This is a genomic window from Arthrobacter pascens (assembly GCF_030815585.1).
In the GTDB taxonomy this organism is placed as follows: domain Bacteria; phylum Actinomycetota; class Actinomycetes; order Actinomycetales; family Micrococcaceae; genus Arthrobacter; species Arthrobacter pascens_A.
Genome location: NZ_JAUSWY010000001.1, coordinates 1,476,113 through 1,488,473 on the forward strand (window position 1 = coordinate 1,476,113; position 12,361 = coordinate 1,488,473).

Genomic DNA, 12,361 nt, shown 5'->3' on the forward strand with positions numbered 1-12,361 from the left:
CGTTAGCCGCAATCCCCTGACCCTCACGGTCAGGGGTAGCCTGGATTTGGGGCTTAGGGCCACATGCGAGATCCTTTGAGGTCAGTATGTCAAGCGATGGTGCACCACGGGGTGGTGAACGGGCGAACCTCACTGGTTTCAGCATTTCTGAGATAGACCCTGGCTCTATACTTTCCTGCCGGCAGTGCCTCCCACTCCGCAATGCCGTCCCCTGCATAGGATGTCTTGGCGATTACTTGAGAACCGCTGAAAAGACGGCAGGCGACTTCCCAACCAGCAGGAACCTGCACCTGCAGGGCGAGACTTCCGGGCTGACCCTTCATCGTGTGAAAGATGTACGGCACGGTTTCTTCACAGGTACCGAGAGTCTCCTGCTGGAGGTTCTCAGTTAGGAAGTTTTTGTAGACAGCTCCGATTTCGGCGTGGGGCAGCCCGGGCAGAACGGTGAGTTCCACGTTCTTGCCCCGCGTATCCGCGTGCGCTTTCAACGGGAGAACGTGGTTCCGGTAGTGGTGGTCGGCTTCTCCGACCAAGATGGAGAGCCGGGTGGTGTCGCTCATGCTGCTCACCGCATCGAACAGAACCCCGTCCAAGCGGTTGACAGCCTCTTCCGATGTGTCCCCGGTTATGAACTCGAGTATGTTTGGGTGCGGTTGCCGAAGAAACGATCCAATTTTCACCTGCGGGGCTCCCACGATGATCCGGCCTGCTCCTGCCGCCGCACCATGGAGAATTGCTGCACTCGCGCCCTTGGACGAGCCCGCCGTGATGAGGTCCCCAGGAGCTAGGTTCAAACGGGAAAGTTCCTTGCTGATGAGCCTCTGCACAGCGTCGAAGATGGAACGGTCGCCATGATCGGCCAAATAATACGACCCCTGGTCCCCGAAATCATCGAGAATGTAGAGTGCGTGCACGCCCACTCTGTCAATGGAATTCTTGTAGTTGTATGTGAAGTCGCCAGCTTGATGGATGGCGCTGAAGATCACAGCGAGCTTCTGGGAGCCCGCTTCGGACTGTGCTGGAACCGTTAGATGGTTAAGCCCGATCCCGTCCTGGCTGCGCCGCCAGGCAAGCGATTTATCGTTGAGGCCCCGGTCGCGGTAGGTGAAATTCGCCAGCCGGATCCTTGTCGCAAGTTTTGCACGACTACCGGCAAAAGTAATCCGGATAGCGGGGGCGGCAACGGCTTTGCCAAAGCTTGGAAATCGCCAGCCCAGGTACTTCGGACGTTTTTCCCCTTTATGCAGCGAAATCTTGGTAGGCACATCGGCGTCAAAGTGGAGGTCCATGAGCTTGATACCGTTATGAAAAAGTTCAAAACCGTGGCCGTGAACCACCGGTTCGACGTCGGGGCCCAGATTCCAAATCAGCTCGTAAGAGTGCTGGCCGCGGCTTTCGACGACGTCAGTGAGGTTTATTTCAGGAATTCCAGCCGTTTCCTGAATCTCTACAGTCCTGGTGTGGGCTGTGTCTCGTAGACGCTCGGTGCGGCCTGTAACCCTGAAACCGTCATTGCCTACCTTCTCAGACTCCAGCGTCGTCAGGTGGCTGGACTTGTCTGTTCGTGGAAGTGAGATCCCGTCTACTACGAGGCAGTTATGTGCGTACGACGAGTAGGCGTACTTCGTTAGAGGATGCTTGTAGTCGTAACCATAGGCGCCCGCTTCTGAGAGCAGATCGACACCTCCGCTGCGGAGGAAAAAACTCAAATCGTCTGAGTGTTTATGGTAATTAGCGTTGTAAGCGGCGGAAAAGAAAGCAAATGTAGCCTTCGGGTCATTCCAGGAACTCCGATAAATCGCATACCCCGAGTCAGGCAGCACCAGGGTTCTGCGGCTGGGTCGGGAGCCGAGCTTCCCTCCGGAGGCGGCGAAGACAAACTCTTCGCTGTCGAAAATGTTCTGCCTCGCGGCCGCAGACTCGAACTGCTGGGAGGTGTCGCTGATGGGCGGATACATCCCATCCGGCATAAGGGCGTGGGTGGCGTACTCTGCTGCCTTGTCCAGGAGCGAACGGTAAAAGCCGGAATGCTCATGACGGACCTGGGACAGGATATCCAGAACACCATGCACGTGCTTGGACACCATCAGATGATAGGTCGGAGTGTTTTCGATGTGCACGCCCTCTGATGTGAAGGACGACGAGAAGTACGAGTGCAGCCTCACAATCGAAGTATCAAAAAAATGACGACGCTCAGGAGGCGCAATGGAATCAGCCATCACGCTGAAGTAGAGGAGGGCGAGATCCTGGAACATCCCGTGGTTATTCCCCGCCGAGTGGAACTCCTCGGAGGCCAAGAGACGCGCCGTGTCCATGGCCAGTCCGAACAGCCAGTTGGATTCCTCCTTGGATACCAGGTCGTCAAGCTGGAGGAGAAGAGCCGTTAGCTGGATGAGCCGCTGCGCAGTCGTTTCGTCGTGATGCGAAACAGTCGGGAGCACTAGGCCGTCCCGATAGGTGTCTGCCCACTTCCGAGCTATGCGTATGGCGGCTTCAGCATACGCAGAGGCGACTTCCGGGTCGCTCAGGACGGTTTTGTGCCAATCCGAGAAGAAAATGAAGCCATGAACGAAGCGCGCCCGCGCCCGCTGGCTCGAGTCTGCCCATATCTCTCCGTCGCGGTACGGCAGGTCACCAAAGCGGGGACTGACAATAATTCCCTCTTGCAGGAAGCGTTCCGCGCGCGTCCTGGCCGTTTGATGCGCTGTTCGGGGTAGCTGGTCAGCCACCGCCTCCTTCATCAACTCAAAGTCGAGCTGATCCGTCATCGATTACGTCCTTGTGTAAGTTCCAGCACGCCGGGCCCGGCAGGGGTACCGGCAGTGGCCGATCGGGTCATTGACCGAACTCGGAGATTCTGTCTCCGAGGTTAAGCAGGTGTGCCACTGCGGCGACAGTTCGTTCCGAGGCCTTACCATCGCCATAAGGGTTAACTGCGTTGGCCATCGAATCGAAGTGATACTGGTCGTGGAGGAGCCGGTCAACTTCCTTTACGATACGCTCTTCGTCGGTACCGATCAGGGTCACCGTTCCTGCGTCGACTGCCTCCGGGCGTTCGGTGTTGTCCCGCATCACCAGCACCGGCTTGCCCAGACTGGGGGCTTCTTCCTGGACGCCGCCGGAATCGGTCAGGACAATGTGTGCCAGCGCGAGCATCCTGGTGAACTCCCCGTAGGCCAAGGGCTCCGTCACAACAACGTTGGGCTTGCCTTCGATTGCGGGGAGGACAGCCTCCCGTACAACGGGGTTTTTGTGGGCCGGCAGGACAATGACAAGCTCGGGTTCGGCATCGGCGATGCGCGCCAAGGCCCGTCCGACCCCGCGCATTGCGTCGCCTTGGTTTTCCCTGCGGTGCGTGGTGACCAGAAGAATTTTGCGGCCGCTGGCCGCCAATTCCTCCAATTGAGGGTCTGTGAAGGGGATGTCCTTGCCAACGGTGGTCAACAGGGCGTCGATGACAGAGTTGCCGGTTACCACAATGTCCGCAGCATTGACGCCTTCAGCAAGAAGGTTGGCCTTGCTGACGCTCGTAGGCGCGAGGTGCAGGCTGGCGATCTGGCTGGTGATCTTGCGGTTGGCTTCCTCGGGGAAAGGTGAGAAAAGGTTGCCGCTGCGGAGCCCCGCCTCTACGTGAACCACGGGGATGCCGTGATAGAACGCTGCGATGGCGCCGGCGGTGGACGTGGTGGTGTCACCTTGGACCACAACGACGTCCGGCTTGTTGGTGGCAAACAGCATATCCAGCCCGTCGATGGTCCGGGTCATGATTGCCGACAGTGACTGGCCCTGCTTGAGGATATTCAGATCGTGATCAGGCACAATGCCGAAGATTTCGTTGACCTGGTCCAGCATCTCCCGGTGCTGCCCAGTGACAGTGACAAAGCAATCGAAGTGGGGGGATTCCTGCAGCGCGGTGACGATCGGGGCCATCTTGATGGCTTCTGGGCGGGTGCCGAAAATGGGCATGACTACGGGCATTGGTTTCCCCCTGGGCGGCTTTGGTTATGGCAACGCGTTGAACTTTACGGGACAGGGCGCGGGTTCCCCTAAAAAGGGGAGGAACATTGCACTGGAGTCAGGGCCAGAAGATCAATGCCAACAGCAGCGCAGCGATCGCCAGACACGTGAGGATTACCACAGCCAAAGCGATGCTCCTCTTAACCTGCTTGCGGTCAAACGGTTTCCGCGGAGCTGCACCCGACTCACGTGCCGGCGCTGCAGCTTCGGGCGAAGGCCGCGATGCGGACCCCGCGGCCGGTATGCCCGCTGAGGCTTGCGGCTTAGCTGGAAAACCCTCGCTGGAGGCCGGTTGCCAGAAGCGCCGCCGCCGAAGGTGGCGTGGCGCCGCAGGGACGTTGTTCTCACACGGTTCCAACACACACTCCTTTCAGGCCGGCAGGTTGCCCCGTTGATTCTAGCGGGATGGGAGCCGGGCTCACCCGTCGGCTGGTTTTCAACCCGACAGTACGGTGCATTCCGGGCGCAGATTCACGTCCGGGAAGGCGCCCGTTTCGATCACGGACCGCCGCAGTGACACCGGCGGAGCCGGCAAGTTAACAGCACAAGGTTCGCCGTGAACCACACCGCGAACAGCGCTAAAAAGTGTGCCCGAAAGATCTTCGCCGGTGGTCCCCGTCTGATGCACTCTGCAGGTCCAGGGGCCGGTGCGATGCTTCAATGGCGGCCCAAGGCGATAGCGTAGACGCGTGCCCGATGAACAGCTGACCGTTGCCGAACTCTCCGAGTCCGGTCTCCTTGCCCGGATCTTCCCGCGCCTGGACCACAGACCCGGCATCCTGCTGGGCCCGGGAGACGATGCCGCCATTGTCTCTGCTCCCGATGGCAGGACCGTCATAAGCATCGACACCCAGGTGCAGGACCAGGACTTCCGGCTCGAGTGGACGAACGGTTACCGCACTACGGGGTATGACGTGGGCTGGAAGGCCGCCGCGCAGAATCTCAGCGACATCAATGCCATGGGTGCCACGGCCACGTCCATGGTAGTCAGCCTCACTCTTCCGCCGGAGACGCCGGTCAGCTGGGTGGAGGACCTGGCCGACGGCCTGACGGCCGGGATCCGGGAGCTTGGTGCCGTCGACTGCTCCGTTGCGGGAGGAGACCTGGGCCGCGGCCGGGAAATCTCTGTCACCGTCGCCGTCCTGGGGACGCTCAGCGGAGGACGGGCCGTCCTGCGCTCCGGCGCCCGTCCCGGTGATGTCCTAGCACTCGCCGGCACAGTGGGGCGGGCAGCCGCCGGACTGGCTCTCCTGGAATCGGAGGCGGACGTCCATTCCCTCAAACCCGAACAGCGGGTACTGCTTGATGTCCAGTGCAGGCCGCAGCCGCCGTTATCCGCCGGACCGCTGGCCCGGGCAGCGGGTGCCACTGCGATGCTGGACATTTCGGACGGCCTGATCCGGGACGGAGCACGGCTGGCGCACGCCAGCCGTGCTGTCCTTGACCTGGATCCCCGCGAACTGAAACATCTGGCGGAAAGCCTGGCGCCGGCGTCGGACCTTCTCGGCATGGACCCGCTGGCCTGGGTGCTGGGCGGGGGAGAGGACCACAGCCTCCTGGCCACATTCCCTCCGGGCATTCAGCTGCCTGCCGGATTCACTGCGATAGGCTCAGTACAAGCCTTGGGGACCAACGAAAGCCCGGGCGTCAAAATAGCGGGCCAGGCCGCTGGCACCGGGGGATGGGATCACTTTGCAGACTAAGGTTGCCGCCAACGCGCAAGCGATGAAGCGGTGGTTGGGCAAGGCCGAAACAGCTCTTGGCAACCACAGCGACCGCCTTAATGCCATCAATATCTTCCCGGTTGCGGACGGCGATACCGGAACAAACCTCTACCTCACTGTCCGGGCCGCAGCGCGGGCCCTGCACAATAACGGGCCGGGACAGATCAACACAGGGCAGACCAACACAGGACAGGTCAGCACAGGGCAGGCCGAGGCCGGCCCGACCGACGTCGGGGCGGTCCTGGCATCGGCCGGACAGGCTGCCATGGAGCAGGCCCGGGGAAACTCAGGGACTCTTTTTTCCGTTTTCCTGTGCGCCGCCGCCGAGCCGCTGGTGGGGCACACCCGCCTGACATCCACCCTCCTGGCCGCTGCCCTTAACCGCGCCCAGATCCGTGCCTGGTCGGCGTTGAGCGACCCTGTGCCCGGCACCATGCTCTCCGTGATGGAAGCGGCAGCCCGCGCCGCCGCGGCGGTGGACTCCGGGCAGAACGGCGACGACAGCAACCACGCCCTTGGCCTGGCGTTGGATGCGGCCGTCGAGGGTGCCCTGGCGGCGGTGATCCGCACGGAGGGCCAGCTGGAAGCCCTTCAGGCAGCGCACGTCGTCGACGCCGGGGGCGTAGGCATGCTGCTCATCCTGGACTGCCTCCGCTCAGCCGTCCTGGGCCAGGAACTGCAAAGCGAGCTCCTGGACGGGCTGCACGGCTACGACGTCCAGGATCCCCACATCCACAACGACATGCCGGACGACGACGGCGTGGAAGTCATGTGCACCATCAGCCTTTCACCGCTCAACGCGGCCACGCTCAGGCAGCGGCTGGACGAGATCGGCGAGTCCGTCATTATGAGTCAGGTGGGGGCTGGCTCGGATACAGACGGCAACTACCGTTGGCGCGTCCATGTGCATGTCCCTGACCCGGACCCGGCCGTCCGGCTTATCCGTTCGCTCGGGGACCCCTCCCACATCACAGTCAGCGAGCTCGCCCTTCCCCGAGACCCCGAAGCAGATCCAGTGAACTCCAATGGGTATGAGCGCTGAACTTGACCTGGGCCTTGAACGCCGGATCGGCAAGAGGTCCGCTGCCGTCATAGAAAAGCATCTCGGGCTCACCACCGTGGGGAGCCTGCTGAACTACTTCCCGCGCCGCTACCTGAACAGGGGCGAACTGACACTCATCAGCGAGGTCCCGCTGGATGAGGAAGTCACCCTCATTGCCCGGGTCCTGTCCAACAGCACCCGCCAGATGCGTGCACGCCGTGGATCCATCACCGACGTCGTCATTTCCGACGACGACGGGAAGCCGGGGCTCCGGCTGGTCGGCGGCAGCGACTACCGCGGCAAGGTGCCCGGCACGCTCAAAATCAGCTTCTTCAACGGCTTCCGGGCGAAAAAGGAGCTCCTGCCGGGACGGCGCGCCCTGTTCTCCGGTAAAGTCACCAGCTTCGGCGGCCACCTGGGCCTGACCAACCCCGACTTCCACCTGCTGGACGAGGACCCGGACACCCCTGGGATGGACCCGGAGAAGCTGGCCGCAATGCCCATTCCTGTATATCCCGCCACAGCCAAGCTCACCAGCTGGTCCATCCAGAAGGTCATCTCCACGCTCCTGGAAACCGTGGATCTCAGCGAACTTCCCGATCCGATTCCGGCAGCAGTTGCCGCCCGGGAAAAGTTCCTGCCGGTCGCCGAGGCGTACCAGCTCATCCACGCGCCCGAGTCACCCGCCGACTGGCAGCATGCCAGGGACCGGTTCCGGTATCAGGAGGCGCTGGTGCTGCAGTCGGCCCTGGCCCGGCGCCGTGCCCAGCTTGCGGCCGAGGAAGCCACAGCCCGGCGCCCGGTGGCGGACCGTTTGCTGGCGGCCTTCGACAGGCAGCTCCCCTTCACCCTCACGGCTGGCCAGGCCGCCGTCGGCAAGACGCTCTCTGCGGAACTCGGGCAGGACACCCCCATGAACCGCCTGCTGCAGGGCGAGGTGGGATCCGGTAAGACCATCGTGGCGCTCCGGGCGATGCTGCAGGTGGTCGATGCCGGGGGACAGGCAGCGCTGCTGGCACCCACCGAGGTCCTCGCCGCCCAACATTTCGAATCAATCCGCCGCACCCTTGGTCCGCTCTCACGCGATCCGATGCTGTCCCGGGACGGTCTGCTGGGCGGTTTGGCCGGCGATGCCGTGCAGGTCACTCTGCTCACTGGATCCATGCCCACCGCTGCCCGCAAGCAGGCCTTGCTGGATGCCGCGTCCGGTACGGCCGGGATCGTGATCGGGACGCACGCGCTGCTCAGCGACAACGTATCCTTCTATGACCTTGGCCTGATTGTGGTGGACGAGCAGCACCGGTTCGGAGTGGAGCAACGCGATGTTCTGAGGTCCAAAGCCAACAAGCCGCCGCATCTCCTGGTCATGACAGCCACTCCCATTCCCCGGACCGTGGCCATGACGGTCTTCGGCGACCTGGAAACCTCGGTGCTGGACGAACTCCCGGCCGGCAGGGCCCCCATTTCCACCCACGTGGTGGGGCTCGCGGAAAACCCTGGCTGGGCCGGCCGCATCTGGTCCCGTTCCAGGGAAGAGATCGACGCCGGGCACCAGGTGTATGTGGTGTGCCCAAGAATCGGGACGGACGACGACGGCGACTTCAGTCCGGGGGAAGCGGAACCAGCCGCGGCGGACCTGGAAGGCGACGGGGCCGCCCGCGAGCTCGCGTCCGTGACCGCCGTCGTCGAACATCTCCAAGGGGAGCCGGCACTTACCGGTGTCCCGCTGGCGCCGCTCCACGGGCGGCAGGACCCGGCGGTCAAGTCGGCGGCCATGGCCGACTTCACGGCAAACCGGACGAAACTGCTGGTCTCCACCACAGTGATCGAGGTGGGCGTCGACGTCCATAATGCCACCCTGATGGTCGTTCTCGACGCCGACCGCTTCGGCATTTCCCAGCTGCATCAGTTGCGCGGCCGCGTTGGCCGCGGCGGACTGCCCGGAACATGCCTGCTGGTGACCACGCTGGAACCTGGCCATCCGAGCCGCCGCCGGCTGGACGCCGTGGCGTCCACCACCGACGGATTTGAACTGTCCCAGGAAGACCTCAAGCTCAGGCGCGAGGGCGACATCCTGGGTGCCTCCCAGTCCGGCGGCCGTTCCACCCTGAAGCTGCTCAGGGTCCTGGAACACGAAGACATTATTGCCCGCGCCAGGGAGGACGCCCAGGAGATTGTGGGCCAGGACCCTGCCCTGGTGCGCCACCCGCAACTGGCTGAGGCAATCGACGAATATCTGAACCCCGAGAAGGAGGCGTTCCTTGAACGCGGATAGCGCGGCAGCGAACGGAAGAGCCGGAATTTCCGGAACGTGCGCAACACTGGGCCGGGGCCGGGCATGAGCCGGATTATTGCGGGAGCCGCTGGCGGCACCCCGCTGGTGAGTGTCCCAGGTTCCCTCACAAGGCCCACCACTGACCGCGTGAAGGAAGCGCTGTTCTCCCGGCTTGACGCGTTCGGCATCATCGCGGGTTCACGGGTCCTGGATCTTTATGCAGGATCCGGGTCGCTGGGCGTGGAGAGCGGCAGCAGGGGCGCGGAGGCCGTCGACCTCGTCGAGTTCGATGCCAAGGCAAGTGCCGTGTGCCAGCGTAATGCGGACCTGATCAACGGTGTGATCGGACGGAAGGCCGTGACGGTCCACCGTTCGAAGGTGGAGTCTTTCCTGGAGCGCGCCGTCGATGGCACCAGCTGGGACCTGGTTTTCCTGGATCCCCCGTATCCGCTGGAGGAACCGGCCCTGCAAGCGGTGCTGGACAAGCTTTCCGGCCACCTCGCGCCGTCCGCCGTGGTGGTTGTTGAGCGGTCTTCCCGTTCGCCGGAACCCGGCTGGCCGGAGGGCATGGAACGCTTTGCGGAAAAGAAGTATGGCGAAACCCGGCTCTGGTTTGCGGAGCCCTCGGTGCCTGACGCGATCCAAGGGGACGAACCTCTTGACGAGGGGCTTGACGGGCACGGGCGGACGGACAGGGACAACTGACGGCGGAAGCTGACGTTCAACCGGCCAGTGGATCCAGATCCACTCCGGCCAGGACCCTTGCCGGGTGAGGACCGCGCGCTGTCAGTTCCGCAGTCCACTCCGCGGGCCACCGGGTCTGCGTTCCGGCGAGGATGATATTGCCGGGGTAGCGGCCAGCGAACATCCCTGCTTCAGCGAAGGCCGCGACGTCGGTCATGGCGCGCCGCATGGCGGCCGCCTGGCTCTGTACCAGGGTGAGGCCCGCTTCGTCTCCTACGTTCACGATCAGCAGCCCGTCAGGCGTCAGCCGTGTGCGGGCCTCCCGGTAGAAGTCAGTGCAGGCGATATGTTCTGGAGCGTCCGGGCCGGAGAAGATGTCCAGGATCACGACGTCGAACCGCAGTTCCGGGTCCAGTTCCGCCAGCGCGTCACGGGCGTCGCCGATGACAGCGTGCAGGTCGGTTCCTTCGGGCAACGGGAGCTGCTGCAGCACAAAATCCAGCAGCTCCCGCTCCAGCTCCACCGCATACTGGGTGGAACCGGGCCTGGTGGCCTGGATGTAGCGTGCCAGGGTCAGTGCGCCCGCGCCCAGGTGCAACGCCGTGATCGGCTTTCCGGCCGGTGCGGCCAGATCCACCAGGTGGCCGATCCTGCGCAGGTACTCGTAGAAGATCTCCTCGGGATGCTCAAGGTTCACATGCGACTGTTCTGCCCCTCCGATACTGAGGATGTAGGCGCCCTCGGTGAAGGCATCCGGCTCAATCGCGGCGTGCTGGCCTGTGGTCCGCAGGTATCTGGACCGTGAGCTGCTGCCCTGGGGCATCAGAGCTTTCCGCTGAGGGCAGCCAGCCGGGTGGCCGCCTCTTCCAGGACCTCCACCTTCTTGCAGAACGCGAACCGGAGCAGGCTGCGCGTCCGTTCAGCGCCCTGCGGATGGCAGAAGACGGGGACGGGGATAGCTGCAACGCCTACCAGCGCCGGGAGCCTGCGGGCCAGGTCGACGGAGTCGCTGATGCCCAGGGGCGCAGTGTCCACATTCACGAAATAGGTCCCCTGGGGCGTGAAGACATCGAATCCGGCGGCACGGAGGCCCTCGCTCAGGATGTCGCGTTTGTGCCGGAGGCCGGCCGAGATGCCCTCGTAGAACTCATCCGGAAGCGCCAGGCCCGCTGCAATGGCGGCCTGGAACGGTGTCCCGGAGCTGTACGTGAGGAACTGCTTCACCGTGCGGATGGCGGACACCAGCCCTTCGGGGCCGGTCAGCCAGCCGATCTTCCAGCCCGTGAACGAAAACGTCTTTCCGGCCGAGGATATGGTGACAGTCCTGTCCGCGGCCCCTGGCAGGCTGGCCACCGGAACGTGGCTGACACCGAAGGTCAGGTGTTCATAGACTTCATCGGTAATGATGAGGCAGTCATGCTGCCGGGCAAGTTCGACCACTCGCTCCAGCACGCGGCGCGGGAACACCGCCCCAGTGGGATTGTGCGGATTGTTCAGGAGCACCACCCGGGTGCGGTCGCTGAAGGCAGCCTCGAGGGCGTCCATGTCCGGGAAGAAGTCGGGCGCCAGTAACGGCGCCGTTACATGGGTGGCACCGGACAGCCCGATCACCGCGCCGTAGGAGTCATAAAAGGGCTCGAAAGTCAGCACCTCATCGCCGGGCCCGGTGAATGCCAGCAGCGACGCCGCGATGCCCTCCGTGGCGCCGGTGGTGACAAGGACCTCTGTCTGCGGATCCGGGGCCAACCCGTAGAACCTGTGCTGGTGTACGGAAACAGCTTCCCGCAGCTCCAGGATGCCCTTGCCCGGCGCATACTGGTTCGCGCCTGCAGCAATGGCTGCCTGGGCCGCTGCCTTAATTTCCGCCGGGCCGTCCTCGTCAGGGAAGCCCTGTCCCAGGTTGATGGCACCGGTCTGCAGCGCCAGTGTGGTCATCTCTTCGAAGATGGTGACGCCCAGTCCGCCGTCGGGCCCGAGGAGGTTGGCGCCGACCGCCGCCCGCTGCCAAGGGGCTGGAGCCGCGGCCGTGAAAACTTCCCTTCGTGGATGCATCCAGTCATGGTATCCCGGCCTCCGGATACGGTAGGTTCGGAGCATGAGACGAGCTGTCTGCCCCGGATCCTATGACCCCATCCACAACGGCCATCTCGAGGTCATTGCGCGGGCCGCAGGCCTGTTTGACGAGGTCATCGTGGCCGTGTCCACGAACTATGCGAAGAAGTACAGGTTCAGCCTGGGGGACCGGATCGATATGGCCAGGGAAACCCTGGCGTCCCTGAAAGGCATAGTGGTGGAGCCCGTGGGTGAGGGACTCCTGGCGGAATATTGCCGCCAACGGGGGGTGTCCGCGATCGTGAAGGGTCTGCGGTCCTCGTCCGACTTTGACTACGAACTTCCCATGGCCACCATGAACCGCCAGCTCAGCGGCGTGGAAACTGTCTTCCTGCCTGCTGAGGCGCACTACCTGCATCTGTCCTCGACCCTCATCAAGGAAGTCGCCGGACTGGGTGGCAGCGTCTCCGACTACGTGCCCCGGTCGGTGCAAAAGAGGATGCTGGCTGGCGAGTCTGCGCCTGACAAGGAGCAGAGAGGGTAGGCTAGTCCGGTACTTGAGGGCCT

9 protein-coding genes are annotated in these 12,361 nt (G+C 63.4%); 5 read left to right on the plus strand and 4 right to left on the minus strand.

Annotation, left to right across the window (positions count from 1 at the left end; all coding sequences use genetic code 11):
* Positions 1 to 89 precede the first annotated feature (89 nt).
* Both QFZ30_RS06865 and wecB read right to left on the minus strand, forming a co-directional pair.
* The gene (locus tag QFZ30_RS06865; RefSeq protein ID WP_307074685.1) at positions 90 to 2,768 is read right to left on the minus strand and encodes a heparinase II/III domain-containing protein; all 2,679 of its coding nucleotides are present in this window, start codon (positions 2,766 to 2,768) and stop codon (positions 90 to 92) included.
* A gap of 67 nt (positions 2,769 to 2,835) precedes the next feature.
* Positions 2,836 to 3,978 (minus strand): non-hydrolyzing UDP-N-acetylglucosamine 2-epimerase, encoded by a 1,143-nt coding sequence (wecB, locus tag QFZ30_RS06870; RefSeq protein ID WP_307074687.1) that lies wholly within the window; start codon positions 3,976 to 3,978, stop codon positions 2,836 to 2,838.
* 728 nt (positions 3,979 to 4,706) lie between these two features.
* Between wecB and QFZ30_RS06875 the strand changes: the two genes are divergently transcribed.
* The 4 genes from QFZ30_RS06875 to rsmD all read left to right on the plus strand — a co-directional run bounded on the left by QFZ30_RS06875 (position 4,707) and on the right by rsmD (position 9,763).
* Positions 4,707 to 5,720: a thiamine-phosphate kinase gene (locus QFZ30_RS06875; RefSeq protein ID WP_307074689.1), complete on the plus strand. Its 1,014-nt coding sequence runs from the start codon at positions 4,707 to 4,709 to the stop codon at positions 5,718 to 5,720.
* Between the two features lie 22 nt (positions 5,721 to 5,742).
* On the plus strand, positions 5,743 to 6,783 hold the full coding sequence (locus QFZ30_RS06880; protein WP_307080103.1) for a DAK2 domain-containing protein: 1,041 nt from the start codon (positions 5,743 to 5,745) through the stop codon (positions 6,781 to 6,783).
* Positions 6,773 to 9,058 (plus strand): ATP-dependent DNA helicase RecG, encoded by a 2,286-nt coding sequence (locus tag QFZ30_RS06885; protein WP_307074692.1) that lies wholly within the window; start codon positions 6,773 to 6,775, stop codon positions 9,056 to 9,058. Before QFZ30_RS06880 ends, QFZ30_RS06885 begins: the two co-directional genes overlap by 11 nt.
* Positions 9,059 to 9,121: 63 nt before the next feature.
* Positions 9,122 to 9,763, plus strand: coding sequence for a 16S rRNA (guanine(966)-N(2))-methyltransferase RsmD (rsmD, locus tag QFZ30_RS06890; RefSeq protein ID WP_307080105.1), 642 nt, complete (start codon positions 9,122 to 9,124; stop codon positions 9,761 to 9,763).
* A 16-nt stretch (positions 9,764 to 9,779) separates the two neighbouring features.
* Here rsmD and QFZ30_RS06895 read toward each other — a convergent pair whose 3' ends face one another.
* Together QFZ30_RS06895 and QFZ30_RS06900 are read right to left on the minus strand one after the other, a co-directional pair.
* Positions 9,780 to 10,565, minus strand: coding sequence for a spermidine synthase (locus tag QFZ30_RS06895; RefSeq protein WP_307074694.1), 786 nt, complete (start codon positions 10,563 to 10,565; stop codon positions 9,780 to 9,782).
* Positions 10,565 to 11,794 carry an aminotransferase class I/II-fold pyridoxal phosphate-dependent enzyme gene (locus tag QFZ30_RS06900; RefSeq protein ID WP_307074696.1) on the minus strand — a complete coding sequence of 410 codons (1,230 nt, stop codon included), beginning with the start codon at positions 11,792 to 11,794 and terminating at the stop codon, positions 10,565 to 10,567. The genes QFZ30_RS06895 and QFZ30_RS06900 overlap by 1 nt, the downstream gene beginning before the upstream one ends.
* Before the next feature lie 43 nt (positions 11,795 to 11,837).
* On the opposite strand from QFZ30_RS06900, the gene coaD reads away from it, so the two are divergent.
* A complete protein-coding gene (coaD, locus tag QFZ30_RS06905) occupies positions 11,838 to 12,338 on the plus strand; it encodes a pantetheine-phosphate adenylyltransferase (RefSeq protein WP_307074698.1) in 501 nt (166 codons plus the stop codon).
* Positions 12,339 to 12,361: the final 23 nt, after the last annotated feature.